At 62.3% G+C, this 25,961-nt stretch carries 36 protein-coding genes; 35 read left to right on the top strand and 1 reads right to left on the bottom strand.

Annotated features, from left to right (window positions below):
• Positions 1-87 precede the first annotated feature (87 nt).
• Positions 88-2,130: an ABC transporter ATP-binding protein gene (locus tag NL528_RS27900; RefSeq protein WP_309177631.1), complete on the top strand. Its 2,043-nt coding sequence runs from the start codon at positions 88-90 to the stop codon at positions 2,128-2,130.
• A 217-nt stretch (positions 2,131-2,347) separates the two neighbouring features.
• On the opposite strand, the gene NL528_RS27895 is transcribed toward NL528_RS27900, so the two are convergent.
• Positions 2,348-3,559 (bottom strand): NAD(P)/FAD-dependent oxidoreductase, encoded by a 1,212-nt coding sequence (locus tag NL528_RS27895; RefSeq protein WP_309177630.1) that lies wholly within the window; start codon positions 3,557-3,559, stop codon positions 2,348-2,350.
• Between the two features lie 250 nt (positions 3,560-3,809).
• Here NL528_RS27895 and NL528_RS27890 point away from each other — a divergent pair, with 250 nt between their 5' ends.
• The 34 genes from NL528_RS27890 (at position 3,810) to NL528_RS27725 (ending at position 25,792) form a co-directional block, all read left to right on the top strand.
• On the top strand, positions 3,810-4,862 hold the full coding sequence (locus tag NL528_RS27890) for a GNAT family N-acetyltransferase (protein WP_309177629.1): 1,053 nt from the start codon (positions 3,810-3,812) through the stop codon (positions 4,860-4,862).
• A 659-nt stretch (positions 4,863-5,521) separates the two neighbouring features.
• The gene (gene rpsL, locus NL528_RS27885; RefSeq protein ID WP_057849132.1) at positions 5,522-5,893 is read left to right on the top strand and encodes a 30S ribosomal protein S12; all 372 of its coding nucleotides are present in this window, start codon (positions 5,522-5,524) and stop codon (positions 5,891-5,893) included.
• Between the two features lie 15 nt (positions 5,894-5,908).
• Positions 5,909-6,379, top strand: coding sequence for a 30S ribosomal protein S7 (gene rpsG / locus NL528_RS27880; protein ID WP_074276034.1), 471 nt, complete (start codon positions 5,909-5,911; stop codon positions 6,377-6,379).
• Between the two features lie 31 nt (positions 6,380-6,410).
• Entirely contained in the window at positions 6,411-8,483 is a 2,073-nt protein-coding gene (gene fusA / locus NL528_RS27875) for an elongation factor G (RefSeq protein WP_309177628.1), read from the top strand.
• Between the two features lie 40 nt (positions 8,484-8,523).
• The gene (gene tuf / locus NL528_RS27870) at positions 8,524-9,714 is read left to right on the top strand and encodes an elongation factor Tu (RefSeq protein ID WP_309177627.1); all 1,191 of its coding nucleotides are present in this window, start codon (positions 8,524-8,526) and stop codon (positions 9,712-9,714) included.
• An 89-nt stretch (positions 9,715-9,803) separates the two neighbouring features.
• Positions 9,804-10,112: a 30S ribosomal protein S10 gene (gene rpsJ / locus NL528_RS27865; RefSeq protein WP_002712302.1), complete on the top strand. Its 309-nt coding sequence runs from the start codon at positions 9,804-9,806 to the stop codon at positions 10,110-10,112.
• Positions 10,113-10,164: 52 nt separating this feature from the next.
• Positions 10,165-10,887, top strand: a complete 723-nt coding sequence (rplC, locus tag NL528_RS27860) for a 50S ribosomal protein L3 (RefSeq protein WP_074276037.1) — start codon at positions 10,165-10,167, stop codon at positions 10,885-10,887.
• A 1-nt stretch (position 10,888) separates the two neighbouring features.
• Positions 10,889-11,509, top strand: coding sequence for a 50S ribosomal protein L4 (rplD, locus tag NL528_RS27855; protein ID WP_309177626.1), 621 nt, complete (start codon positions 10,889-10,891; stop codon positions 11,507-11,509).
• On the top strand, positions 11,506-11,805 hold the full coding sequence (locus NL528_RS27850) for a 50S ribosomal protein L23 (protein ID WP_074276039.1): 300 nt from the start codon (positions 11,506-11,508) through the stop codon (positions 11,803-11,805). Before rplD ends, NL528_RS27850 begins: the two co-directional genes overlap by 4 nt.
• A 12-nt stretch (positions 11,806-11,817) precedes the next feature.
• Positions 11,818-12,651 carry a 50S ribosomal protein L2 gene (gene rplB, locus NL528_RS27845; protein ID WP_074276040.1) on the top strand — a complete coding sequence of 278 codons (834 nt, stop codon included), beginning with the start codon at positions 11,818-11,820 and terminating at the stop codon, positions 12,649-12,651.
• Positions 12,652-12,663: 12 nt separating this feature from the next.
• Positions 12,664-12,942, top strand: a complete 279-nt coding sequence (rpsS, locus tag NL528_RS27840; RefSeq protein WP_027536815.1) for a 30S ribosomal protein S19 — start codon at positions 12,664-12,666, stop codon at positions 12,940-12,942.
• Between the two features lie 10 nt (positions 12,943-12,952).
• The gene (gene rplV, locus NL528_RS27835; RefSeq protein WP_074276041.1) at positions 12,953-13,339 is read left to right on the top strand and encodes a 50S ribosomal protein L22; all 387 of its coding nucleotides are present in this window, start codon (positions 12,953-12,955) and stop codon (positions 13,337-13,339) included.
• A 17-nt stretch (positions 13,340-13,356) separates the two neighbouring features.
• Positions 13,357-14,055 carry a 30S ribosomal protein S3 gene (rpsC, locus tag NL528_RS27830; RefSeq protein ID WP_074828492.1) on the top strand — a complete coding sequence of 233 codons (699 nt, stop codon included), beginning with the start codon at positions 13,357-13,359 and terminating at the stop codon, positions 14,053-14,055.
• A 30-nt stretch (positions 14,056-14,085) separates the two neighbouring features.
• Positions 14,086-14,499, top strand: a complete 414-nt coding sequence (gene rplP / locus NL528_RS27825) for a 50S ribosomal protein L16 (protein ID WP_074276043.1) — start codon at positions 14,086-14,088, stop codon at positions 14,497-14,499.
• 5 nt (positions 14,500-14,504) lie between these two features.
• A complete protein-coding gene (rpmC, locus tag NL528_RS27820; protein ID WP_074276044.1) occupies positions 14,505-14,711 on the top strand; it encodes a 50S ribosomal protein L29 in 207 nt (68 codons plus the stop codon).
• 10 nt (positions 14,712-14,721) lie between these two features.
• Positions 14,722-14,970, top strand: coding sequence for a 30S ribosomal protein S17 (gene rpsQ, locus NL528_RS27815; RefSeq protein WP_009797129.1), 249 nt, complete (start codon positions 14,722-14,724; stop codon positions 14,968-14,970).
• Between the two features lie 84 nt (positions 14,971-15,054).
• A complete protein-coding gene (gene rplN / locus NL528_RS27810) occupies positions 15,055-15,423 on the top strand; it encodes a 50S ribosomal protein L14 (RefSeq protein WP_011473865.1) in 369 nt (122 codons plus the stop codon).
• Positions 15,423-15,737 (top strand): 50S ribosomal protein L24, encoded by a 315-nt coding sequence (gene rplX / locus NL528_RS27805; protein WP_309177625.1) that lies wholly within the window; start codon positions 15,423-15,425, stop codon positions 15,735-15,737. Before rplN ends, rplX begins: the two co-directional genes overlap by 1 nt.
• Positions 15,730-16,287: a 50S ribosomal protein L5 gene (gene rplE, locus NL528_RS27800; RefSeq protein WP_309177624.1), complete on the top strand. Its 558-nt coding sequence runs from the start codon at positions 15,730-15,732 to the stop codon at positions 16,285-16,287. Before rplX ends, rplE begins: the two co-directional genes overlap by 8 nt.
• 44 nt (positions 16,288-16,331) lie before the next feature.
• Complete coding sequence (gene rpsN / locus NL528_RS27795; protein ID WP_074276047.1) at positions 16,332-16,637, top strand: 30S ribosomal protein S14; 306 nt, start codon at positions 16,332-16,334, stop codon at positions 16,635-16,637.
• Positions 16,638-16,650: 13 nt separating this feature from the next.
• Complete coding sequence (rpsH, locus tag NL528_RS27790) at positions 16,651-17,049, top strand: 30S ribosomal protein S8 (RefSeq protein WP_074276048.1); 399 nt, start codon at positions 16,651-16,653, stop codon at positions 17,047-17,049.
• A gap of 13 nt (positions 17,050-17,062) precedes the next feature.
• Entirely contained in the window at positions 17,063-17,596 is a 534-nt protein-coding gene (gene rplF, locus NL528_RS27785; RefSeq protein WP_309177623.1) for a 50S ribosomal protein L6, read from the top strand.
• 11 nt (positions 17,597-17,607) lie between these two features.
• A complete protein-coding gene (gene rplR, locus NL528_RS27780; RefSeq protein WP_074276050.1) occupies positions 17,608-17,967 on the top strand; it encodes a 50S ribosomal protein L18 in 360 nt (119 codons plus the stop codon).
• Between the two features lie 78 nt (positions 17,968-18,045).
• Positions 18,046-18,621, top strand: coding sequence for a 30S ribosomal protein S5 (gene rpsE / locus NL528_RS27775; RefSeq protein ID WP_057902127.1), 576 nt, complete (start codon positions 18,046-18,048; stop codon positions 18,619-18,621).
• 38 nt (positions 18,622-18,659) lie between these two features.
• Positions 18,660-18,851 carry a 50S ribosomal protein L30 gene (gene rpmD, locus NL528_RS27770; RefSeq protein ID WP_309177622.1) on the top strand — a complete coding sequence of 64 codons (192 nt, stop codon included), beginning with the start codon at positions 18,660-18,662 and terminating at the stop codon, positions 18,849-18,851.
• 24 nt (positions 18,852-18,875) lie between these two features.
• Positions 18,876-19,364 carry a 50S ribosomal protein L15 gene (rplO, locus tag NL528_RS27765; protein ID WP_309177621.1) on the top strand — a complete coding sequence of 163 codons (489 nt, stop codon included), beginning with the start codon at positions 18,876-18,878 and terminating at the stop codon, positions 19,362-19,364.
• A gap of 143 nt (positions 19,365-19,507) precedes the next feature.
• A complete protein-coding gene (gene secY, locus NL528_RS27760; protein ID WP_074276053.1) occupies positions 19,508-20,839 on the top strand; it encodes a preprotein translocase subunit SecY in 1,332 nt (443 codons plus the stop codon).
• Between the two features lie 66 nt (positions 20,840-20,905).
• Positions 20,906-21,745 carry an adenylate kinase gene (locus NL528_RS27755; RefSeq protein ID WP_309177620.1) on the top strand — a complete coding sequence of 280 codons (840 nt, stop codon included), beginning with the start codon at positions 20,906-20,908 and terminating at the stop codon, positions 21,743-21,745.
• Positions 21,746-21,932: 187 nt separating this feature from the next.
• Positions 21,933-22,301, top strand: coding sequence for a 30S ribosomal protein S13 (gene rpsM, locus NL528_RS27750; protein WP_027536799.1), 369 nt, complete (start codon positions 21,933-21,935; stop codon positions 22,299-22,301).
• A 130-nt stretch (positions 22,302-22,431) separates the two neighbouring features.
• Positions 22,432-22,821, top strand: coding sequence for a 30S ribosomal protein S11 (gene rpsK / locus NL528_RS27745; RefSeq protein WP_006021048.1), 390 nt, complete (start codon positions 22,432-22,434; stop codon positions 22,819-22,821).
• Between the two features lie 116 nt (positions 22,822-22,937).
• The gene (locus tag NL528_RS27740) at positions 22,938-23,969 is read left to right on the top strand and encodes a DNA-directed RNA polymerase subunit alpha (RefSeq protein ID WP_309177619.1); all 1,032 of its coding nucleotides are present in this window, start codon (positions 22,938-22,940) and stop codon (positions 23,967-23,969) included.
• A gap of 115 nt (positions 23,970-24,084) precedes the next feature.
• Positions 24,085-24,501, top strand: coding sequence for a 50S ribosomal protein L17 (gene rplQ / locus NL528_RS27735; RefSeq protein WP_074276056.1), 417 nt, complete (start codon positions 24,085-24,087; stop codon positions 24,499-24,501).
• A 151-nt stretch (positions 24,502-24,652) separates the two neighbouring features.
• Positions 24,653-25,447, top strand: a complete 795-nt coding sequence (locus tag NL528_RS27730; protein ID WP_309177618.1) for an SDR family oxidoreductase — start codon at positions 24,653-24,655, stop codon at positions 25,445-25,447.
• A 9-nt stretch (positions 25,448-25,456) separates the two neighbouring features.
• Complete coding sequence (locus NL528_RS27725; protein WP_309177617.1) at positions 25,457-25,792, top strand: DUF1330 domain-containing protein; 336 nt, start codon at positions 25,457-25,459, stop codon at positions 25,790-25,792.
• Positions 25,793-25,961: the final 169 nt, after the last annotated feature.

Below are 25,961 nucleotides of genomic sequence, written 5' to 3'. Positions count from 1 at the left end.
CTGATCGCATAGGATCGGCGCGGTAGCGTCATCAGCTACAGCGTTCGATTTTGCGGTCAAGCCGGCCGTGCAGCATCGGTTGGTTTTATGGCGCCAAAGCCTCCTTCTTCGGATGATCGGGATCCTGCTGTCGCGGGTGATCCCGAGCTTGCGAAGAAGTTTGCGACCGGCACCGATTCCGCCGGCGCGGCACCGCCCGGCAAGGCGGCCGCGTCGTCGCCGCCCGATGACGATGACGACGAGGATGACGAAGACGACGAACCGGAGCTCGACGACGATGATGATGACGAGGATCTCGTCGTCTTCACCGCCAAGGAAGCCGCCGGCGCGCTGGCTACGACCTACGGCTTCGTCAAGCCGTTCCTGATCAATTACAAGAAGCTGTTGGCATTCGTCGGTTTCGGCGTCCTGGTCGAGACGCTGTTCAACGTCTTCATGCCGCTGAGCCTGAAATTCCTGATCGACGACGCGCTCGGCGAAGAGGATTTTCAGGCTCTCTACATAATCCTCGGCGTGCTCGCGGTCGCGGGCATCGTCACCTCGATCGTCGCGGTCTGGTACGAGCGGAGGGATGCGCGGCTGGCGGCGTGCGTCATTTCCGACGTGCGAAACCGGCTGTTCGAGCACGTCCAGAATTTGCCGTCGGCCTATTTTGCACGCACCAAGCGCGGCGAGATTCTCTCGCGTTTCTCGATCGACCTCTCGGCCTTCGAGGGCTCGATCAAAAGCTTTGCCAACAGTGCGGCCCTGCCGTTTTTCGAACTGATCGCCGGCATCCTCCTGCTGCTTTTCTTGAACTGGCAGCTCGCGGTGGTGTCGCTGCTGGTGTTTCCGATCACGCTGATCGGCCCGCGGATCCTGACGCCGAAGGCGGTGCAGGCCAATTACGAGCAGAAGCTCAACGAATCCGCGCTGCTCGGCATGGTGCAGGAAAACGTTGCGGCGCAGGCGGTGGTGAAGGCGTTCAGCCTCCAGCGCCGCACGCTCGGCTGGTTCACCATGCGCAACCGGGAGGTGCGCCTGAAAACCACCTCTGCCGGGTTCCTGTCGACCATGGTGGAACGCACCGTCACGATCTCGGTGCTGTTGCTGCACCTCGTGGTGCTGGCGATCGGCGCCTATCTCGCCACCAAGGGCCAGATCACCATCGGTACCTTCGTCACCTTCGAGAGCGCGTTCTGGGAGGTGTCCTACAACATTGCCCACATCATGCATTTCATTCCGGTGTCGATCCAGTCGGCGGCGGCGGTGCGCCACATCCAGGAATTGCTCGACGAGCCGACGCGAGGCGCCGATCGTCCGGGGGCGCCCGATCTGCCGCGCATCACCAACGACATCACCTTCGATCACGTCACCTTCCAGTATGACGGCAGCCAGACGCCGGTGCTCGACAATCTCAGCCTCAAGCTCAATGTCGGAAAAAGCATCGCGATCGTCGGCCCCAGCGGCTCCGGCAAGAGCACGCTGCTCAATCTGATCCTGCGCCTCTACGTGGCGGATGAAGGGCGCGTCAGCATCGACGGCGTCGATATCCGCCGCGTAACCCGCGAATCGCTGCGGCGGAGCATGGCGGTGGTGTTCCAGGAGAACATGCTGTTCAACATGTCGATCCGCGAGAACATCCGGCTCGGCAAGGAAGGCGCCAGCGACGAAGAGGTGGTGGAGGCGGCGCGAAAAGCCGAGATCCATCGCTACATCATGAGCCTGCCGCAGAAATACGACACGCCGGTCGGCGAGCGCGGCGACACGCTGTCGGGCGGCCAGCGCCAGCGCATCGCGATTGCGCGCGCGATCATCCGCAATCCGTCCGTGCTGCTGCTCGATGAAGCAACCTCCGCGCTGGACCAGACCACGGAAGCCGCGATCAATCGCACGCTGTTGAAGGTGGCGAAGGGACGCACCATGATCTGGTCGACCCATCGCCTGACCTCGGTGGTCGATATGGACGAGATCATCGTGATCTCCGGCGGCAAGGCGATCGAGCGCGGCTCGCACGCAAAATTGCTCGCCGCCAACGGCGTCTATCGCAAATTATGGGACGACCAGGGCCATGCGCCGCACAACGCCGCCGGTCAGGCGGACGATGACAGCGACGATGATGACGACGAAGATGATGACGACGAGGAATGAGCGCGGCGCGTCGATGCCGCGCTGAGGCGGCCGTGGGCGCGTCGCACGGCGCCCTTGCTCAGCCAGGCCAGGAAGCGCGCCCAGCGCTGTGCCCGCAAGGCCGCCGCCGATAATCGCAATGTCGGTGTATCTCATGGGAGATCCCGGCCTGGAACCGCCATTGTTGCGCCGCGAAAGGCAAATGAAGCATTACCGTCGCGACGCTCGCGAGACGGGCTCAGGCGAGCTTCCCGTGCTGCGGTTGCCCGGCCGATCCGGCGCTTCGTTGCGGGCCATTCGACCTGGCCAACAGCCGCTTGCGGATGGCGTGTCGTGTTCCCTGGGCCAGCCGAACCATAAAACGGGCCCAGCGTTGCGCGCGCCACGGCAGCCCGTGGTCGGTTGATAGCGAGCGCAGGTGATAGGCTTTGGCGCGGCACCGCGCCTCGCAATCCACCTTTTCGGGATCATCGTAGAACTGTGAAATCTTTTGTGCGTCCATGCCGTCGGTCGAGAGCCAGGCCGGGATGTAGACGTTGCACAGGCGCCCGACGTCGGTGAACACTTTTGTAGTGCCGGTTCCGGCTGCAGGGCAGGAGGTGGCGAAGGCATCGCCGACCAGCACGATGCCGGGCTGCAGATGGCCCTCGGTGACGCAGAGATCGGCCGGCCTGATCTTGACCGGTCCACTCACCTTGAATCCGCCCGTCATGCGCGCAAGGCCGGGCATCATGGCGCGCAGGGTCGCTTCCGGCGCCTGCTTGAATTGCTGGAACCAGGGATCTGTCATGTCGCGATAGACCATGAGATTGGCGCGCATCTTTCCGCCGATCGGAAACAGCGAAAGATAGGCCATCCGCGCGCGCGCCGATTTCGGCCAATAGGTCAGCGCCGGGAATGCGAAAGCTGAACGGCCGGCCGGCTCGACGTCGAAGCCGAGCGTGACCGAATGGCATTGGCTGATGACCTGGCGCTGGATGCCGAGCGTATGGCGAAGGCCGATGTTGAGTCCGTTCGCCAGCACCACCAGCCGCGCCGAGAGTGCGTCGCCGTTCGCGAACTCAATTTTCTGCCGCTCGCCGCTGCTGGCGATGGCGGAGGCCTTGGCGAAAATGGTTTCCACGCTGGGCGGGATTTGCGCACGCACGGTGTTGACGAGCGTGTCGTACATGATGCCGTGCTGGTCGCTGGGTTTCTTGGCAACGACGTAGCCGAAACGTGCTTCCCACACTTCGCCGTCAAGTGTGGTCGCTCGCAAGGTCGGCTCGGCAAGACCGGTCTTGCGCAACAGATCGAGTTGCTCGCCGCCGATCTTCTCGCAGCGCAGTTCGGGCGGGTAGACCGGGTGCGGATCGATCAGGACGGCCGGGATCCCGGCGCGTCCCAGCATCGCTGCCGCCGTTGAGCCGGCGAGACCGCCGCCGATGATTGCGACATCCGTGTAACGCATGCCCGGGCCTTTGATCGATGGCCCTATCTCTGCGCCGCAAGATGCAAACAAAGCTTGAAAGAGATGCCAGGAATAACGCCAAAACCCCGGCGATTTAACCGAAAAGCAATCTCGGAAGAACACGATCCGCCGCGATCGCACGGCGTAGCAGGGCACTCATTCGATGGTTTTGGTAACGATCGATTCACCAAACCTGGCCATCGCCCCGTATTGGGACGATCTGGTCCGGCGCGCGTCGTCGAACGTTTTCATGAATCCGGCCGCTCTGATGGCGGCGTGCGAGACGGGTTTCGCCGACATTCAGATGATGCTGGCCTGGGAGAAGGGCGCCGAGCCGCGCAGGCTGGTCGGCGTCTGGGCGCTTCAGGTGCGCAAGGTCGCGCCGTTCTGGCCGGCGCTTCTGGAGGCGCTGCCGTACAATTACGCCTTCCTGTCCAGTCCCGTGATCGATCCGGCGTTTGTCGAGGAGGTGATCCCGGCGTTCTTCGCGGCGATCAAACAGAATCCGTCGCTGCCGAGGGTGCTCAGCATAAGGTCCTTCGATGCCGAATGTCCGAGCTACCCCGCTATCCTCAAATTGCTGGCCGAGCGCGGCATCGTGCCATTGGTGCTTGCGGAACATGCGCGGCCGTTCGTAACACGGGAGTTCGGTATCAAGCGCTCCGGCTCGACGCGCAAGAAGCTGCGGCAGGACTGGAATCGCCTGACTGCGCTCGGTGCGGTCGAAGTGCTCAACCAGCGAACGCCCGAAGGGGCGGTGGAGGCTTTCGAAACCTTTCTCGCGCTTGAAAAAGCAAGCTGGAAGGGCGCTCAGGGGACGGCGCTGTTGTCCGACCCGGCGGATGCTGCCTTTGTCAGGAACTTGCTGCAGCATCTCGCCGCCCGACAGAACGCGTCGGTGGCGCTGTTGCGCGTCAACGGCGAGGCGGTTGCCGCGCAGGTGCTGATGTATTGCGGCGCCACGGCCTACACCTGGAAGACGGCCTTCGACGCCAACTATGCCAAATATTCACCGGGCGCGCTGCTGATCGATCGCGTGACCGACCAGTTGTTCGCCGGCTCCGATGTTCATGCGATCAACTCCTGTGCCGCGGAAACGAGTTTCATGGCACAGCTTTGGGCTGGACGACGCAACATGGTCGACCTGCTGTTCAACATTGGGCCGGCGAAATCCCTGCATTACCGGATGGAAGTCGCGCGCCACCTTGGATACGAACGCCTGCGGGGCTTGCGTGATCGGTTGCGGGGCCGAATTGGGGCGTCGGGTCCAAAAAAGCCGGACACCGCCACGCGCCAAGCTTAATAATACCCGGGTAATATTAGCGGTTTCGGGATTGATCCAGCCTTTATTGCCGACCACCGCGGTGGCCGGGCCGGTGCCCCTTCGGCCAGGCCGGCCGGCGCGGTCTGACCTGGCGTCGGGGGATTCGCGCCCTACTTGGGAAATGCCGGATATAGCTGCCGATCGAATTTTTGAGGCGTGCTGAATCCCGCTGCGGCAGAGGCCTTTCTGTTATTGTCGTTTCGCCTTGACTTGGCTTCCCGCCGCTTATAAAAGGCCGCTACTTCACGACAGGCGGTGAGCAACGCCAGCGTCGGAACGGAACACCCTTCGGATCCTTCGGGATCAGGACGGGCACCAACCTCGACGAATGCCGCTCAAACGCTGTCGATCATATAGCTAGGCAATGCCAGGGCGATATTAGTTCTCTTGAGCACGTTCTCTTGAGAGTGAACTCGGATGCATGACCTCGATGACGGGCCGAACAGCGAACGCTGACCGGTCCCGGATCGCGGTCCTCTGTGGTGTCGAAGCGCTTTCCGCTCAGTGATGAGTGGTTGGCGCGATTTCGTTTTGCGTGGATGTTTCCGCGCGAGACGGCCGAACGGGACGGCTAGTCCCGAGAAGAATTTGCGAAAACCGTCTTTGGGTTTCGCACGAATTAAAGGGTGAAGGCTGACATGCCGACGATCAACCAGCTGATCGCAAAACCGCGTACGGTTCAGAAGTCGCGCAAGAAGGTGCCGGCGCTGCAGCAGTCGCCGCAGAAGCGCGGTGTTTGCACGCGCGTCTACACCACGACCCCGAAGAAGCCGAACTCGGCGCTTCGTAAGGTCGCCAAGGTGCGCCTGACCAACGGCTTCGAGGTGATCGGCTACATCCCCGGTGAAGGCCATAACCTTCAGGAGCACTCGGTGGTCATGATCCGCGGCGGCCGCGTCAAGGATTTGCCCGGCGTGCGCTACCACATTCTCCGCGGCGTCCTCGATACCCAGGGCGTCAAGAACCGTAAGCAGCGCCGTTCGAAGTACGGCGCGAAGCGTCCGAAGTAATCGGGAACAGACCAGATGTCTCGTCGCCATTCTGCTGAAAAGCGTGAAGTGAACCCGGACCCGAAGTTCGGGAACATCATCATCACGAAGTTCATGAACTCGATCATGTATGACGGCAAGAAGTCTGCCGCCGAAGGCATCGTCTATGGCGCGCTCGCCATGATTGAGGCCAAGACCAAGCAGGGCCCGCTGCCGGTGTTCGAGCAGGCGCTGGAAAACGTGATGCCGACCATCGAGGTGCGTTCGCGCCGCGTCGGCGGCGCCACCTACCAGGTGCCGGTCGAAGTGCGCTCCGTGCGCCGTCAGGCGCTGGGCATTCGCTGGATCATTACGGCTGCGCGCGAGCGCAACGAGAAGACCATGACGGAGCGGCTCTCGGCGGAGTTGCTCGACGCGTCGAACAACCGGGGCAACGCCGTCAAGAAGCGTGAAGACGTGCACCGGATGGCGGAAGCCAACCGCGCCTTCTCGCACTATCGCTGGTAACGGCGAAACTTAGGATTTTAAGGAACAGCCCATGCCCCGCGTTCATGCCATAGAGAACTACCGAAATTTCGGTATCATGGCGCATATCGATGCCGGCAAGACCACGACCACCGAGCGCATCCTCTATTACACCGGCAAGAGCCACAAGATCGGCGAAGTGCACGAAGGTGCCGCGACGATGGACTGGATGGAGCAGGAGCAGGAGCGCGGCATCACCATCACGTCGGCCGCGACCACCGCATTCTGGAGCGGCAAGCGCCTCAACATCATCGACACACCCGGCCACGTCGACTTCACCATCGAAGTCGAGCGTTCGCTGCGCGTGCTCGACGGCGCGGTGTGCGTGCTCGATTCCAACCAGGGTGTTGAGCCGCAGACCGAGACCGTCTGGCGTCAGGGCGACAAGTACCGCGTTCCGCGCATCGTCTTCGCCAACAAGATGGATAAGACCGGCGCCGACTTCTACAAATGCATGCAGGATATTGTCGATCGCCTTGGCGCCAAGCCGATTGCGATCCAGCTTCCGATCGGCTCTGAGAACAACTTCAAGGGCCTGGTCGATCTCGTTCGCATGAAGGGCGTGGTCTGGGAAGAAGAGAAGCTCGACGCCAAGTTCGTAGACATCGATATTCCCGCGGACATGGTCGAGAAGGCCAAGGAATATCGCGAGAAGCTGCTGGAAGCTGCCGTCGAACTCGACGACGAGGTTCTCGCCGCTTACCTCGACGGCAAGGAGCCCGATGAGGCGACCTTGAAACGCATGATTCGCAAGGCCGTGCTGACAGGCGCGTTCTTCCCGGTGCTGTGCGGCTCGGCGTTCAAGAACAAGGGCGTGCAGCCTTTGCTGGACGCGGTCGTGGACTACCTGCCGTCGCCGGTCGACGTGCCCGCCATCAAGGGCCTCGATGAAGACGGTAACGAAGTCGTTCGCCTGCCGAACGACAAGGAGCCGCTGGCTCTGCTGGCGTTCAAGATCATGGACGACCCGTTCGTCGGCACCATCACTTTCTGCCGCATCTATTCCGGCACGCTGATGTCGGGTACCGGCGTCATCAATTCGACGCGCGACCGCAAGGAGCGTATCGGCCGCATGCTGCTGATGCATGCCAACAACCGCGAAGACATCAAGGAAGCCTATGCCGGCGACATCGTCGCTTTGGCAGGCCTGAAGGAAGCCCGCACCGGTGACACGCTGTGCGACCCCGACAAGCCGGTGATCCTCGAAAAGATGGAATTCCCGGAGCCGGTGATCGAAATCGCGATCGAGCCGAAGTCGAAGGCCGACCAGGAAAAGCTCGGCGTCGCCCTGGCGAAGCTCGCTGCGGAAGATCCGTCGTTCCGGGTGTCGACCGATGTGGAGTCCGGCCAGACCATTCTCAAGGGCATGGGCGAACTCCATCTCGACATCAAGGTCGACATCCTGCGCCGTACCTACAAGGTCGACGCCAATATCGGCGCGCCGCAGGTGGCGTTCCGCGAGCGCGTCACCAAGCGCGCCGAGGTCAAGTACACGCACAAGAAGCAGACCGGCGGTACCGGTCAGTTCGCGGAAGTGTCGATCATCGTTGAGCCGAACGAGCCCGGCAAGGGCTATGAATTCGAGTCCAAGGTCGTCGGCGGCGCGGTGCCGAAGGAATACATCCCCGGCGTCGAAAAGGGCCTCAACAGCGTGATGGGTTCGGGCGTCGTTGCCGGCTTCCCGGTGGTGGACGTCAAGGTCCAGCTGGTCGACGGCAAGTATCACGACGTCGACTCCTCGGCGCTGGCCTTCGAAATCGCAGCGCGCGCGGCGTTCCGCGAAGCGCTGACGAAGGGCAAGTCCGTTCTGCTCGAGCCGATCATGAAGGTCGAGGTGGTGACCCCGGAAGACTATACCGGATCGGTCATCGGCGACCTGAATTCGCGGCGCGGCCAGATCCAGGGTCAAGACATGCGCGGCAATGCCAACGTCATCAACGCGATGGTGCCGCTCATGAACATGTTCGGGTACGTGAATAACCTGCGCTCGATGAGCCAGGGACGCGCGACCTTCACCATGCAATTCGATCACTACGCGGAAGCACCCGCGAACGTGTCGGCAGAAGTCCAGAAGAAGTTTGCCTGATTGTCGTTGGTTCAAAGCTAACGACTGAACGGAGAGTCAAATGGCCAAAGCAAAGTTTGAACGTAATAAACCGCACTGCAACATCGGAACCATCGGTCACGTCGACCATGGCAAGACCTCGCTGACCGCAGCGATCACCAAGGTGCTGGCGGAAACCGGCGGTGCGACGTTCACGGCGTACGACCAGATCGACAAGGCGCCGGAAGAAAAGGCGCGCGGCATCACGATCTCGACCGCCCACGTCGAATACGAAACCACGAACCGGCACTACGCCCACGTCGATTGCCCGGGCCACGCCGACTACGTCAAGAACATGATCACCGGTGCGGCGCAGATGGACGGCGCGATCCTGGTGGTGTCGGCCGCCGACGGCCCGATGCCGCAGACCCGCGAGCACATCCTGCTCGCCCGTCAGGTCGGCGTTCCCGCGCTGGTCGTGTTCCTGAACAAGTGCGACATGGTCGACGATCCGGAATTGCTCGAGCTCGTCGAACTCGAGGTTCGCGAACTGCTGTCGAAGTACGAATTCCCCGGCGACACCATTCCGATCGTCAAGGGCTCGGCACTGGCCGCGCTCGAAGACAAGGACAAGGCGCTCGGCCACGACGCGATCCTCGAGTTGATGAAGGCGGTGGACAGCTACATTCCGCAGCCGGAGCGTCCGATCGACCAGCCGTTCCTGATGCCGGTGGAAGACGTGTTCTCGATCTCCGGCCGTGGTACGGTCGTGACCGGTCGTGTCGAGCGCGGCGTCGTCAAGGTCGGCGAGGAAATCGAGATCGTCGGTCTGCGCGCGACGCAGAAGACCATCGTCACCGGCGTCGAAATGTTCCGCAAGCTGCTCGATCAGGGCCAGGCCGGCGACAACATCGGTGCGCTGCTGCGCGGTACCAAGCGTGAGGAAGTCGAGCGCGGCCAGGTGCTGTGCAAGCCGGGTTCGGTCAAGCCGCACACCAAGTTCAAGGCCGAGGCTTACATCCTCACCAAGGAAGAGGGCGGTCGTCACACCCCGTTCTTCACCAACTACCGGCCGCAGTTCTACTTCCGCACCACCGACGTGACCGGCGTCGTGCATCTGCCCGAAGGCACCGAGATGGTGATGCCGGGCGACAACATCGCGATGGAAGTGCACCTGATCGTGCCGATCGCGATGGAAGAAAAGCTCCGTTTCGCGATCCGTGAAGGTGGCCGCACTGTCGGCGCCGGCGTCGTCGCAAGCATCATCGAGTAAGAGTGGACGACAGCGGTAGCGGACAGGATCTTCTGTTCGCTACCACCGCTCGCTATTCGCAATAAGCGACGAAGAAAGAGACAACGGCAATGAACGGCCAAAATATTCGCATCCGGCTCAAGGCGTTCGACCATCGAATTCTCGATACGTCGACCCGCGAGATCGTGAATACGGCGAAACGCACCGGTGCCCAGGTTCGCGGACCCATTCCGCTGCCGACCCGCATCGAGAAGTTCACCGTCAACCGTTCGCCGCACGTCGACAAGAAGAGCCGCGAGCAGTTCGAGATGCGCACTCACAAGCGTCTTCTCGATATTGTCGATCCGACCCCGCAGACCGTCGATGCTTTGATGAAGCTCGATCTGGCCGCAGGTGTCGACGTCGAGATCAAGCTCTAAGATTTTTTGGATCGTCCGAAGTTAGCGGACAGAAAGAACAGGAAGCACGCCGATGCGCTCCGGAGTGATCGCACAAAAGGTCGGGATGACGCGGGTCTTTACGGAGACCGGCGAACATATCCCTGTGACCGTGCTGAAGCTGGGCAATTGCCAGGTGCTGGGACATCGCACGACCGAGAAGAACGGTTACGTCGCGCTGCAGCTCGGTTCCGGTGCCCGCAAGACCGTCTATCTGCCGAAGGCAGAGCGCGGCCAGTTTGCGGTGTCGAAGGTCGAGCCCAAGCGGAAGGTTACCGAGTTTCGCGTGTCGGAAGACGCGCTGATCCCGGTGGGCGCCGAAATTCAGGCGGACCATTTCGTGGTCGGCCAGTTCGTCGACGTCACCGGCACCTCGGTCGGTAAGGGTTTTGCCGGCGGCATGAAGCGCTGGAATTTCGGCGGTCTGCGCGCCACCCACGGCGTCTCGGTGTCGCATCGTTCGATCGGTTCGACCGGCGGACGTCAGGATCCCGGCAAGACCTTCAAGAACAAGAAGATGCCCGGTCACATGGGTGTCGATCGCATCACCACGCTCAATCTGCGTGTGGTGCAGACCGACGTCGAGCGCGGCCTGATCCTCGTCGAAGGCGCCGTTCCCGGCTCCAAGGGCGGATGGATCTCGGTGCGCGACGCCGTCAAGAAGCCGTTGCCGAAGGACGCGCCGAAGCCCGGCAAGTTCAAGGTCGCCGGCGGCGAGCAGGCAGCGCAAGCGCCGGCCGAGCAGGAGGGCGCGTGAGATGGAACTGAAAGTCACGACCCTTGAAGGCAAAGAGGCTGGCTCGGTCCAGCTTTCCGACGAGATTTTCGGCCTGGAGCCGCGCAAGGATATCATCCAGCGCTGCGTCAACTGGCAGCTCGCCAAGCGCCAGGCCGGCACCCACAAGGCGCAGGGTCGCGCCGATGTGTGGCGTACCGGCAAGAAGATGTACAAGCAGAAGGGCACCGGCGGTGCTCGTCACGGTTCGGCCCGCGTGCCGCAGTTCCGTGGCGGTGGCCGTGCGTTCGGTCCCGTCGTGCGCTCGCATGCCTTTGCCCTGCCGAAGAAGGTTCGGGCGCTGGCGCTTCGCCATGCCCTGTCCGCCAAGGCCAAGGACGGCGGCCTGATCGTGATTGAATCGGCGACGCTCGAGGCGGCCAAGACCAAGACCCTGATCGGGCACTTCTCGGGTCTCGGCCTGACCAATGCGCTGATCATCGACGGCGCCGAGCTGCACAACGGCTTCGCCGTTGCGGCGCGCAACATTCCGAACATCGACGTACTGCCGATCCAGGGCATCAACGTCTATGACATTCTGCGTCGCCATAAACTGGTGCTGACCAAGTCGGCGGTGGATGCGTTGGAGGCGCGCTTCAAATGAAGAATATCGATCCGCGCCATTACGACATCATCGTTGCCCCGGTCGTGACTGAAAAGGCAACGGTTGCGTCCGAGCACAACAAGGTCGTGTTCAAGGTCGCCGGCAAGGCGACCAAGCCGCAAATCAAGGAAGCCGTCGAGAAGCTGTTCGACGTCAAGGTGAAGAGCGTGAACACGCTGGTGCGCAAGGGCAAGACCAAGGTGTTCCGCGGCAATTTCGGTTCGCAGTCGGACGTGAAGCGGGCGATCGTGACCCTCGAAGAGGGCCACCGCATCGACGTCACGACCGGACTATAAGGCGATACAGCGATGGCATTGAAAACTTACAATCCTACGACGCCGGGCCAGCGCCAGCTGGTGATGGTCGATCGTTCGGCGCTCTACAAGGGCAAGCCCGTCAAGGCGTTGACCGAGGGCAAGATCAGCAATGGCGGCCGGAACAACACCGGACGCATCACGGTCCGCTTCCGCGGCGGTGGCCACAAGAAGGCCTACCGGATGGTCGATTTCAAGCGCAACAAGGTCGACGTTCCCGCGACCGTTGAGCGGCTGGAATACGATCCGAACCGCACCGCGTTCCTCGCGCTGATCAAGTATTCGGACGGCGAGCAGGCCTATATCCTGGCGCCGCAGCGGCTGGCCGCGGGCGATGTCGTGGTCGCCGGCAACTATGTCGACGTCAAGCCCGGCAATGTGATGCCGCTCGGAAACATGCCGGTCGGCACCATCATTCACAATATCGAGATGAAGATCGGTAAGGGTGGCCAGATCGCGCGTTCCGCCGGCACCTATGCGCAGATCGTCGGCCGCGACCAGGACTACGTCATTCTGCGCCTGAACTCGGGCGAGCAGCGCCTGGTGCACGGCCGTTGCCGCGGCACCATCGGCGCCGTCTCCAACCCCGATCACATGAATATCTCGATCGGCAAGGCCGGCCGCACCCGCTGGCTGGGCTGGCGTCCGCATAACCGCGGCGTCGTCATGAACCCGATCGATCACCCGCACGGCGGCGGCGAAGGCCGCACCTCGGGCGGCCGCCACCCGGTTACGCCGTGGGGCAAGCCGACCAAGGGCAAGAAGACCCGTTCGAATAAGTCGACTAACAGATTCATTCTCTTAAGCCGCCACAAGCGGAAGAAGTAAGGAACGCCGGACATGGTTCGTTCAGTCTGGAAAGGCCCGTTCGTCGAAGGCTCTCTGCTCAAGAAGGCAGATGCCGCGCGTGCGTCCGGCCGTCACGACGTCATCAAGATCTGGAGCCGCCGCTCGACCATCCTGCCGCAGTTCGTCGGCCTGGTCTTCGGCGTCTACAACGGCCAGAAGCATGTGCCGGTATCGGTCAACGAGGAAATGGTGGGTCACAAGTTCGGCGAGTTCTCGCCGACCCGTACCTTCCATGGCCATTCTGGCGACAAGAAAGCCAAGAAGGCTTGAGGAATAAGCGATGAGCAAACCAAAGCGCGAACGTGTCCTCGCGGACAACGAGGCCAAGGCGGTAGCCCGGATGCTACGCGTCAGCCCGCAGAAGCTCAATCTTGTCGCGCAGTTGATTCGCGGCCGGAAGGCTTCGGCGGCGCTCGCCGACCTGCAGTTCTCGCGCAAGCGGATCGCGGTCGACGTCAAGAAGTGCCTGGAATCGGCGATCGCCAACGCCGAAAACAACCACGACCTCGAGGTCGACGATCTGGTCGTCGCCGAGGCCCATGTCGGCAACGGCATCGTGATGAAGCGTTTTGCACCGCGCGGCCGTGGCCGCTCGGGCCGTGTGTTCAAACCGTTCTCGCACCTGACCATCGTGGTTCGTCAGGTCGAGGCCGAGGCTGGCGCTTAAGGGCGCGGGAGAAGACGATGGGTCAAAAGATCAATCCAATCGGACTGCGTCTCGGTATCAACCGGACATGGGATTCCCGTTGGTTCGCCGGCAAGAACGAATACGGCAAGTTGCTGCATGAGGACGTCAAGATCCGCGAGATCCTGCACAAGGAGCTCAAGCAGGCGGCCGTCGCCCGCATCGTGATCGAGCGTCCGCACAAGAAGTGCCGCGTGACGATCCATTCGGCGCGTCCCGGCGTCGTGATCGGCAAGAAGGGCGCCGACATCGACAAGCTGCGCAAGCGGGTTGCCGATATCACCGCTTCCGACGTCGTCATCAACATCGTCGAGATCCGCAAGCCGGAACTGGACGCCACCCTGGTCGCCGAATCGATCGCGCAGCAGCTCGAGCGCCGCGTCGCGTTCCGCCGCGCCATGAAGCGGGCGGTGCAGTCGGCGATGCGTCTTGGTGCCGAAGGCATTCGTATCAACTGCTCGGGCCGTCTCGGCGGCGCCGAAATCGCGCGCATGGAATGGTATCGCGAAGGCCGCGTGCCGCTGCACACGCTGCGCGCCGACATCGATTACGGCGTCGCGACCGCGTTCACCACGTTCGGCACCTGCGGCGTCAAGGTCTGGATCTTCAAGGGCGAAATCCTCGAGCACGATCCGATGGCCCAGGACAAGAAGATGGCTGAAGGCGACAATACCCGGCCGCGCCGCGACGCTGCGTGAGACAATAGAGAAGGTTTGAGGGCGTAAGCCATGATGCAACCAAAGAAAACGAAGTTCCGGAAGGCGCATAAGGGCCGTATCCACGGCGTCGCGACTTCGGGCGCAACGTTGTCGTTCGGTCAGTTCGGCCTGAAGGCGATGGCGCCCGAGCGCCTCACCGCCCGTCAGATCGAAGCCGCGCGCCGCGCGCTGACCCGTCACATGAAGCGCGCCGGCCGCGTCTGGATCCGCATCTTCCCAGACCTGCCGGTGTCGAAGAAGCCCGCCGAAGTCCGCATGGGCTCCGGCAAGGGTACGCCGGAATTGTGGGTGGCGCGGGTCAAGCCGGGCCGTGTGATCTTCGAGATCGACGGCGTGAACGTGCAGACCGCGAAGGAAGCGCTGTCGCTGGCAGCTGCGAAACTGCCGATCAAGACGCGCTTCGTCGCGCGCATCGCGGAGTGATTGATATGGCCGAGATGAAAACCGCCGATATCCGCGCCATGAGCGAGGATCAGAGAGAGGACGCCGTCCTCAACCTGAAGAAGGAACGCTTCAACCTGCGTTTCCAGCGCGCCACCGGGCAGCTGGAGAACACCTCGCGGCTGCGTGAAGCCCGCCGCGATATCGCCCGCATCAAGACCATCGCCGCGCAAGCGCGCGCGAAGAAGAAGTAAGAGGCCGGATATGCCGAAACGTACCCTTCAAGGCGTGGTCGTCAGCGACAAGCAAGCCAAGACGGTGGTGGTGCGCGTCGATCGCCGCTTCACCCATCCGATCTACAAGAAGACGATCCGTCGCTCGAAAAACTATCACGCGCACGACGAGAACAACGAGTTCAAGCCGGGCGACATGGTGTGGATCGAGGAAAGCAAGCCGATCTCGAAGCTGAAGCGCTGGACCGTGGTCCGGGGCGAACAGAAGAAAACGGCCTGACGCTCGTTCGGCCTGGCCGGACGAACTCGGGAAAATTTTTAAGGCGCTAATTCGAGCGCATCAGAAAGAGGACTAGGTGCATCAATGATTCAGATGCAGACCAACCTCGACGTGGCCGACAATTCAGGCGCACGCCGTGTCATGTGCATCAAGGTGCTTGGGGGCTCCAAGCGCCGCTATGCCACCGTGGGTGACGTCATTGTCGTGTCGATCAAGGAAGCGATTCCGCGCGGCAAGGTGAAGAAGGGCGACGTGATGAAGGCCGTCGTGGTGCGAGTCCGCAAGGACATCCGCCGCGCCGACGGCTCGGTCATCCGTTTCGACCGCAACGCCGCCGTGCTGATCAACAACCAGTCGGAGCCGGTCGGCACCCGTATCTTCGGGCCCGTGCCGCGCGAGCTGCGCGCCAAGAACCACATGAAGATCATCTCGCTTGCGCCGGAGGTGCTGTGATGGCTGCCAAGATCCGGAAGGGTGACAAGGTCATCGTGCTGAGCGGCCGCGACAAGGGCCGCACCGGCGAAGTATTCGAGGTGCGTCCCACCGAGAACAAGGCGCTGGTGCGCGGCGTCAACATGGTGAAGCGTCACCAGAAGCAGACCCAGGCCCAGGAAGGCGGCATCGTCTCCAAGGAGGCGCCCATCCACCTGTCCAACGTCGCGTATGTCGGCAAGGACGGCAAACCGACCCGCGTGGGCTTCAAGATTCAGGCTGATGGCAAGAAGGTACGGATTGCCAAGAGCTCGGGAGCAGAGATCGATGGCTGAGACCGCTTATGTGCCGCGCTTGCGCGCGCAGTTCGACAAGGAAATCCGCGGCAAGCTGACCGAACAGTTCGGCTATGCCAATGTCATGCAGGTGCCGCGCCTCGACAAGGTCGTCCTCAACATGGGCGTCGGCGAGGCCGTCAATGACCGCAAAAAGGCCGAGACCGCCGCCGCCGATCTGGCGCTGATCGCCGGCCAGAAGGCGATCGTGACCTATTCGCGCGTCGCGATCGCGACCTTCAAGCTGCGTGAAAACCAGCCGATCGGCTGCAAGGTTACGCTGCGCAAGGCCAGGATGTACGAGTTCATCGACCGCCTGATCAACGTGGCGCTGCCGCGCGTGCGCGACTTCCGCGGCCTCAACCCGAAGAGCTTCGACGGCCGCGGCAACTATTCGCTCGGCATCAAGGAGCACATCATTTTCCCCGAAATCGATTTCGACAAGGCCGGGGAAACATGGGGCATGGACATCACGGTCTGCACCACGGCAGCCACCGACGACGAGGCGCGTGCCTTGTTGACCGCTTTCAATTTCCCGTTCCGGCAGTGAGACGCAGGTAAAGCCTCTCAAACGCGGAAACCCAGGAGCCAAGCATGGCAAAGAAGAGTTCGATCGAGAAGAACAACCGGCGCAAGCGGATGACCAAGAATGCCGCCCCCCAGCGCGCGAAGTTGAAGGCGATCATCGCCGACAAGACCAAGCCGATGGAAGAGCGGTTCGCCGCGACGCTGAAGCTTGCCGAGATGCCGCGCAATTCGTCCGCGACCCGGATCCGCAACCGTTGCGAACTGACCGGCCGTCCGCGCTCGATCTATCGCAAGAACAAGCTTTCCCGCATCGCGCTGCGTGAACTAGGCTCCAAGGGCCTGGTTCCCGGGCTCGTGAAGTCGAGCTGGTAAGGGGGGTCGTCAGATGTCAACGCACGATCCGATCAGCGATCTCATCACCCGCATCCGCAATGCGCAGATGCGTTCCAAGTCCAAGGTCTCGACCCCGGGGTCGAAGATGCGCGCCAGCGTGCTCGAAGTGCTGAAGTCGGAGGGTTATATCCGCGGCTATGCCAGCGTCGAACATTCGTCCGGCCGCAGCGAGCTCGAGATCGAGCTGAAATATTTCGACGGCGAGCCTGTGATTCGCGAGATCGAGCGGGTTTCGAAGCCGGGACGGCGGGTTTACGCCTCGGTGAAGAACCTGCCGCGCGTCAACAACGGTCTCGGCATTTCGGTGTTGTCGACGCCGAAGGGAATCATGGCTGACCACGAAGCGCGCGACGCGAACGTGGGCGGCGAAATTCTCTTCACGGTGTTCTGAGGAAGGATTAGCCATGTCACGAGTTGGCAAACGGCCCGTAACGATCCCGTCCGGTGTGACGGCGACCGTTGAGGGGCAGACGGTGAAGATGAAGGGCCCGAAGGGCCAGCTTCAGTTCGTCGTGCATGACGATGTCGAAGTGAAGTTCGAGAACGGCGCGGTCAAGGTTGCGCCGCGGCTCGAGACCAACCGCGCGCAGGCGATGTACGGCACCGCGCGCGCCCAGGTCGCGAACCTGGTCGAGGGCGTCACCAAGGGTTTTGAGAAGAAGCTCGAAATCACCGGCGTCGGTTACCGCGCCGCCCTGCAGGGCAAGAACCTGCAGCTCGCGCTCGGCTACAGCCACGATGTCGTCTACGCGATCCCGGAAGGCATCACCATCGTGGTGCCGAAGCCGACCGAGATCACCGTCACCGGCAACGATTCCCAGCGCGTCGGCCAGGTTGCGGCCGAGATCCGCGCCTATCGCCCGCCGGAGCCCTACAAGGGCAAGGGCGTGAAGTACGCCAACGAATTCATCTTCCGCAAGGAAGGCAAGAAGAAGTAACGGAGCCGGTCATGTCACTCAAGGTTACAAATGCCCGGCGCAAGCAACGCGTGAGGCTGTCGTTGCGCCGGTCCGCCAATGGACGTCCGCGTCTGTCGGTATTCCGCTCGTCCAAGCACATCTACGCCCAGGTCATCGACGACCTGAAGGGCGAGACGCTGGCTTCGGCGTCGTCGCTGGAGAAGGCGATGCGCGAGAGCGGCAACACGGGCGCCAACATCGATGCGGCCAAGGCCGTCGGCAAGCTGCTGGCGGAACGCGCCGTGAAGAACGGCGTCACCGAAGTGGTGTTCGATCGCGGCGGCTATCTCTATCACGGGCGCGTCAAGGCGCTCGCGGATGCCGCCCGCGAAAGCGGACTGAGCTTCTAAGGCTCGGCTTCTAAAAGAATTTGGTTTTGAACGGACACGAGGAAAGAGGCGTCAGCCTCTCAGAGATTGGAAAACACCATGGCAGGTGAACGCGAACGCGGCGGACGCGAACGTAGCAGGGATCGCGACGAGCGTGACAGCGAGTTCGTCGACAAGCTCGTCCACATCAATCGCGTGGCGAAGGTCGTCAAGGGCGGCAAGCGCTTCGGCTTTGCAGCACTGGTCGTGATCGGCGACCAGAAGGGCCGGGTCGGATTCGGCCACGGCAAGGCGCGCGAAGTTCCCGAGGCGATCCGCAAGGCGACCGAGTCGGCCAAGCGCAATCTGACGCGCGTCGCATTGCGCGAAGGCCGCACGCTGCATCACGATATCGCCGGCCGCCACGGGGCGGGCCGCGTCTATCTGCGCGCAGCACCGGCCGGTACCGGCATCATCGCCGGCGGTCCGATGCGCGCGGTGTTCGAAACGCTCGGCATCCAGGACGTGGTGGCGAAGTCGATCGGCTCGTCGAATCCCTACAACATGGTTCGCGCCACCTTCGACGCGCTGAAGCATCAGGATTCGCCGCGTTCGGTGGCGGCACGCCGCAACATCAAGGTGTCCACGCTGCAGTCGCGCCGCGTCGGCGGCGACGCCGAAGTGGTGGCTGAATAAACAACAGGCGCGTCGCAGCGCTTTTCGGAGTTATAACGATGGCCAATGCCGCAAAGATGATCAAGGTCGAGCAGACCCACAGCGCAATCCGCCGCCACCACTCGCAGCGTGCGACGCTGATCGGCCTCAAGCTCAACAAGATCGGCCGCGTCACCGAATTGCAGGACACGCCTGCGGTTCGCGGCATGATCGCCAAGGTTCAACATCTCGTCCGCGTCGTCGGCGAGTAGTCGTAGAAACAAGGAGACAGGGCGATGAAGCTCAGCGATATCGCCGACAACGCCGGCTCGCGCAAGAAGCGCATGCGCGTCGGCCGTGGCATCGGTTCAGGCAAGGGCAAGCAGGCCGGCCGCGGCGGCAAGGGCCAGACCGCGCGTTCGGGCGTGCGCATCAAGGGGTTCGAAGGTGGCCAGATGCCGCTGCATCGGCGTCTGCCGAAGCGCGGCTTCACCAACATCTTTAAGCTCGATTTTGCCGAGATCAATCTCGACCGGCTGCAGGAGGCGATCGACGCCAAACTGCTCGATGCCGGTTCCACCATCAATGCCGAATCGCTGGTGAAGTCGGGCGCGCTGCGCCGCGCCAAGGATGGCGTGCGGCTGCTCGGCCGGGGTGAACTCAAGGCCAAGCTGACCATCGAGGTTCACGGCGCTTCGAAATCTGCCATTGCCGCGGTCGAAAAGGCCGGCGGCACGGTGAAGATCCTGGCTCCGGCCAAGAAGGACGAAGGCGAGGCTGCGTAACATCTGCGTCATCGCCCGCTGGCCGCGGCTAATCCGCGTACAGAACGATGGACTTATCGTAGCCGAGCACCAAATAATGTCCGGCGTCTGCCGATAGCCCCATCAGGGGCGTCGGCGCGAGGGCGGCGGGAGAAAGCCAAGACATGGTCTCAGCAGCAGAACAACTTGCGGCAAACCTCAATTTCGGCGCTCTGGCCAAAGCCGACGAACTGAAGAAGCGCATCTGGTTCACACTGGGTGCGCTGCTTGTTTATCGGCTCGGCACCTATATCCCGTTGCCCGGGATCGACCCCAATATCTGGGAGCAGGTGTTCAAGTCGCAGGCCGGCGGCATCCTCGGCATGTTCAACATGTTCGCCGGCGGCGGCATCCACCGCATGGCGATCTTCGCCTTGAACATCATGCCGTATATCTCGGCTTCCATCATCATCCAGCTTTTGACCACGGTTTCGCCGCAGCTCGAGGCCCTGAAGAAGGAAGGCGAGGCCGGCCGCAAGACGCTGAACCAGTACACCCGCTATCTGACGGTGATCCTCGCCGCATTCCAGTCATACGGCATCGCCGTCGGCCTCGAGGGCGCCGGTAATGTGGTCAGCGATCCCGGCCTGTTCTTCCGTCTCTCGACCGCGATCACGCTGACCGGCGGCACCATGTTCCTGATGTGGCTCGGCGAGCAGATCACCTCGCGCGGCATCGGCAACGGTATTTCGCTGATCATCCTCTCCGGAATCGTCGCCGAGCTGCCGTCGGCGCTCGCCAACATGCTGGAACTCGGCCGCCAGGGCGCGCTGTCGACCGGGCTGATCCTGGTCGTGATCGTGATGGCGGTCGCCGTGATCGCCTTCATCGTGTTCATGGAGCGCGCGCAGCGCCGGCTTCTGATCCAGTATCCGAAGCGCCAGGTCGGCAACAAGATGTTCGAGGGCCAGTCCTCGCATCTGCCGCTCAAGCTCAACACTTCGGGCGTGATCCCGCCGATCTTCGCGTCCTCGCTGCTGCTGCTGCCAACCACGGTGGCGAATTTCAACGCCGGCAAGGGCCCGGAATGGTTCCAGTGGATCACCACCCAGCTCGGCCACGGCCGTCCGCTGTTCCTGATTCTCTATCTGGCGCTGATCGTGTTCTTTGCGTTCTTCTACACCGCGATCGTGTTCAACCCGACCGAGACCGCGGACAATCTGAAGAAACATGGCGGCTTCATCCCCGGCATCCGTCCGGGCGAACGCACCGCCGAATATATCGACTACGTGCTGTCGCGCATCACGGTGCTCGGCGCGATCTACCTCGCGATCGTCTGTCTGATTCCCGAAATTCTGATTTCCTACGCTTCGGTGCCGTTCTACTTTGGTGGTACCTCGCTGTTGATCGTCGTCAGCGTGACGATGGATACGGTGGCGCAGGTGCAGGGCTATCTGCTCGCCCATCAGTATGAGGGGCTGATCAGGAAATCCAAGCTCAGGGGCCGCCGCCGCTGAACGGCGGCCTGAAACTCAAAACACGGGTGTGCGGTATTCGCTCACCAAGCCGGGGGGCGAGTAGTCATGAGATTGATCCTGTTGGGACCGCCTGGCTCGGGCAAGGGGACCCAGGCGCAGCGCCTTGTCCACAAGCACGGCATCATCCAGCTCTCGACCGGCGAAATGCTGCGCGCCGCGGTTGCCGCGGGTACGCCCGTCGGCTTGCAGGCCAAGGAAATCATGTCCAGCGGCGGGCTGGTGCCCGACGAGGTCGTGGTCGGGATCATTTCCGACCGGCTCGACCTGCCTGACGCCAAGAGGGGGTTCATCCTCGACGGCTTTCCGCGCACGGTGCCGCAGGCAGCCGCGCTCGACGAACTCCTGAAGAAAAAGCATCTCAAACTCGATGCGGTGGTCGAGCTTCGCGTCAACGAAAGCGCGCTGCTGGAGCGGGTCGAAACCCGGGCCGCGGAGACGCGCGCGCGGGGCGAGGAAGTGCGAATCGATGACACCCCGGAGGTGCTGACCACGCGCCTCGCCCAATACCGCGCCCTGACCGAGCCGCTGATTCACTACTATTCCGAAAAGCGGAAGCTGTTGACCGTCGATGGTATGATGACCATCGAACACGTGACCCGGGAAATTAACCGAATCCTCGCTGCGATCGGCGCTGTGGAACCCAAGCCGGTGGCCGCGGCGCCGGCCAAGCGGGCCGCTGGCGCCGCCAAGACTGGGGGCGGAGCAACCGCCAGGAAAGCCGCAAAGACCGCCAAAAAGGCCCGGAAGGCCGGGAAACCGGCCTCCAAGGGGGCTAAAAAGCCCTCCAAGGTCGCCAAGCCTGCCAAGAAGACGGTGAAGAAGGCGGCCAAAAAGGCGGCAAAGAAACCGGCTAAAAAGGTCACGAAAAGGCGAGCTAAGCGATAGCAGCGGTTGACGAAACCGAGTTGAATCCTTTAATAAGCCCCGCATCCAAGTCGGATAGTTTCAGACGATGCCGGGCCCCAAGGAATCTGAGGGGACGGGCGTCGTGTTCGCGTTTGCGGACACCTGCCCGAGAACAGCAAGAACTTAAAGCCCGGTCCGCGAGGGACCGGCGACAGGAGAGAAGTCCGTGGCCCGTATTGCCGGCGTGAATATCCCAACCAACAAGCGCGTCCTGATCGCGCTCCAGTACATCCATGGCATCGGCCAGAAGAACGCGGCCGAGATCATCGAGAAGGTGAAGATCCCCGAGGATCGCCGCGTCAGCCAGCTCAGCGACCAGGAAGTGCTGCAGATCCGCGAAGTGATCGACCGCGACTATCTGGTCGAGGGCGATCTTCGTCGTGAGGTCGGCATCAACATCAAGCGTCTGATGGACCTCGGCTGCTATCGCGGCCTGCGCCATCGCCGCGGCTTGCCGGTGCGCGGTCAGCGCACCCACACCAATGCGCGCACGCGCAAGGGTCCGGCCAAGTCGATCGCCGGCAAGAAGAAGTAATTTTGCGAATAGCGAGTAGGGAGTGGCGAATAGTTCTATTCGCTATTCGCTACTCGCCATTCGCTACTCGCGTTTTAGGTGTAGCCGCTGGCATTACGGCGGCGTTTGAGATCACAGGAAAGGTTTTGGAATGGGCAAGGAAGCCACCCGCGTACGCCGCCGCGAACGCAAGAACATCGCCTCCGGCATCGCGCACGTGAATTCGTCGTTCAACAACACGACCATCACCATCACCGACGCGCAGGGCAACACCATTGCCTGGTCGTCGGCCGGCACGATGGGCTTCAAGGGTTCGCGCAAGTCGACCCCGTATGCGGCCCAGGTCGCAGCCGAAGACGTTTCCAAGAAGGCGCAGGAACACGGCATGCGCACGCTGGAAGTGGAAGTTGCCGGCCCCGGTTCGGGCCGTGAATCGGCGCTTCGCGCGCTGCAGGCGGCGGGCTTCACCGTCACATCGATCCGCGACGTGACCACGATCCCGCACAATGGCTGCCGTCCGCGCAAGCGCCGGCGGGTTTGATATTCGATCGCGGGCGATTTTTCGCCTGCGATTGTTTTTGGAATTTGTAAAGCGCGGACTGATCCGCGATCTCCAACGCCAGTGGCGGGCCATCGAGCGGCCCAAATGACTGGCCCATGGGTGACACAGTGACGATCCAGAAAAATTGGCAAGAACTTATTCGACCGAACAAGTTGCAGATCACGCCTGGCACCGACGCGACCCGGTTCGCGACCGTTGTCGCCGAGCCGCTCGAGCGCGGCTTCGGCCAGACGCTCGGTAACGCGCTGCGCCGCATACTGTTGTCCTCGCTGCAGGGCGCTGCGGTGCAGTCGGTGCACATCGACGGCGTGCTGCACGAGTTCTCCTCGATCGCGGGCGTTCGCGAGGACGTCACCGACATCGTGCTCAACATCAAGGACATCGCGATCAAGATGCAGGGCGAAGGCCCCAAGCGCATGGTCGTGAAGAAGCAGGGCCCGGGCGCCGTCACCGCCGGCGACATCCAGACCGTCGGCGATGTCGTGGTGCTCAATCCCGACCTACAGATCTGCACCCTCGACGAGGGCGCGGAAATCCGCATGGAATTCACCGTCGCTTCCGGCAAGGGCTATGTCGCCGCCGAGCGTAACCGTCCCGAGGACGCGCCGATCGGCCTGATCCCGGTCGACAGCCTGTTCTCCCCGGTCCGCAAGGTCTCCTACAAGGTCGAGAACACCCGCGAGGGCCAGATCCTCGACTACGACAAGCTGACCATGACGATCGAGACCAACGGCGCGATCACGCCGGAAGACGCGGTGGCCTACGCCGCCCGCATCCTGCAGGATCAGCTCAACGTGTTCGTGAACTTCGAAGAGCCGCGCAAGGAAGTGGCGCAGGAGATCATCCCCGATCTCGCGTTCAACCCGGCGTTCCTCAAGAAGGTCGACGAACTCGAACTGTCGGTGCGTTCGGCAAACTGCCTGAAGAACGACAACATCGTCTATATCGGCGACCTCGTGCAGAAGTCGGAAGCGGAAATGCTCCGTACCCCGAACTTCGGCCGCAAGTCGCTGAACGAGATCAAGGAAGTGCTGGCCCAGATGGGTCTGCATCTCGGCATGGAAGTGCCGGGCTGGCCGCCGGAGAATATCGACGAGTTGGCCAAGCGTTTCGAAGATCATTATTGATCGAAGGATAGATGTGGTGGCCATCCCGGCCACTGCCCTGGGCGAACGCAGGCGGCCCACCTGAGCAGATTGTCCGACGAACCGTCGCGACGAAACGAGTATTGAGGAATACAAAATGCGTCACGGCAAGGTTCATCGGAAGCTCAACCGCACCGCCGAGCATCGGCGTGCGATGTTCGCCAACATGTGCGCGGCGCTGATCAAGCACGAGCAGATCGTCACCACGCTGCCGAAGGCCAAGGAATTGCGCCCGATCGTGGAAAAGCTGGTCACGCTCGGCAAGAAGGGCGGCCTCTCGATGCGCCGCCAGGCGATCTCCGAGATGCGCGACAAGGATCAGGTCCGCAAGCTGTTCGACGTACTGGCGACCCGCTACAAGGACCGCCAGGGCGGCTATACCCGCATCATCAAGGCCGGCTTCCGCTACGGCGACAACGCCCCGATGGCCGTGATCGAATTCGTCGACCGCGACGTCGATGCCAAGGGTCTCGACTCCGGTCCGGTGCAGGAAAAGTCCGCCGAAGCGGCGTAAGCCTTTCTCGGATTGGTTTTCAAAAGCGGCGCCTCCGGCGCCGCTTTTTTGTTTCGGGACGACGTTGGAATTGTGCCAGCTATGCCGGCTGGGCAATTGCGGCCGCGTGTGGCGCTTCCGATATCTCCGTCATCACAGATGGAGACGGCACATGAATATCGACCTTTCGGGAAAAACCGCGCTGGTGACGGGCTCGACCTCCGGCATCGGTCACGCGATTGCAAAAGGCCTTGCGGCGACCGGCGCCAGCGTGGTGGTCAACGGACGGACCCAAGCGAAGGTCGATGCCGCGGCGGCGGGACTTGCAAAGGCGGTAGCCGGAGCCAAGGTCCGCGGCATCGCCGCCGATGTTTCGACCGCAGCCGGATGCGCGGCCTTGGTGGCAGCGCTGCCGCAGGTTGACATCCTCATCAACAATGCCGGGATTTTCGAGCCGAAGGGTTTTCTCGACATCCCCGACGAGGACTGGAGCCGCTTCTTCGATGTCAATGTAATGTCCGGCGTGCGGCTGGCGCGCGCCTATCTGCCTCAAATGCTCAAGCGCAATTGGGGCCGCATCGTTTTCATCTCCTCCGAATCCGCGCTGAACATCCCGCAGGAAATGATCCACTACGGCATGACCAAGACCGCGCAACTCGCGGTCTCGCGCGGGCTCGCGGAAATGACCCGCGGCACCGCGGTCACGGTCAATTCGGTATTGCCCGGACCGACGATGTCGGAAGGCGTTGAAACCTTCGTCAAGGATCTGGCAAAGCAAAACGGCCAATCGGTGGAAGAGGCGGCGTCGCAGTTCGTAAAGCAGTTCCGGCTGACCTCGCTGCTGCAGCGCTTTGCCGGCGTGGAAGAGATCGCCAACATGGTGGTCTACATCTCCTCGAAGCAAGCCTCAGCCACCAACGGCGCCGCGCTCCGCGCCGAAGGCGGTATCGTCCAGACCATCGGGTGAGGTTAAGCGATGTCGGCCTATGTGATTTCCGAAGTCGACGTAAAGGACGCCGCGGGCTTTGAGGCCTATCGCACCATCGCCGCCAAATCGATCGCGCAATATGGCGGCCGCTATCTGGTCCGCGGCGGCGCCGCGAACGCGGCCGAAGGTGGCCCGCCGCCGAAGAACATCATCGTCGTCGAATTTCCCTCGATGGAACGCCTGCACGAATGGTACGCCTCGCCGGAATACGCCGAGGCGCTGAAGCACCGGCGAACTGCGCTGGAGCGGCGTTTGATTTTTGTCGAGGGCGTGGCGGCGGCGAACTTCTCCCTCTCCCCGCTTGCGGGGAGAGGGTTGGGGTGAGGGGGACTCACCGCGAATGCTGATGCTAATTGATAGACCTGTACCCCCTCACCCGGATCGCAAGTGCGATCCGACCTCTCCCCGCAAGCGGGGAGAGGTAAAAGCTGGTCCAAACCGGCTACATAGGTAACACAATAGACCGGCGACATGGGTAACAGGTCAAGTGATC

The sequence above is a fragment of the Bradyrhizobium sp. Ash2021 genome (assembly GCF_031202265.1).
In the GTDB taxonomy this organism is placed as follows: Bacteria; Pseudomonadota; Alphaproteobacteria; order Rhizobiales; family Xanthobacteraceae; genus Bradyrhizobium.
This window is presented reverse-complemented; position numbering and strand designations above follow the sequence as displayed.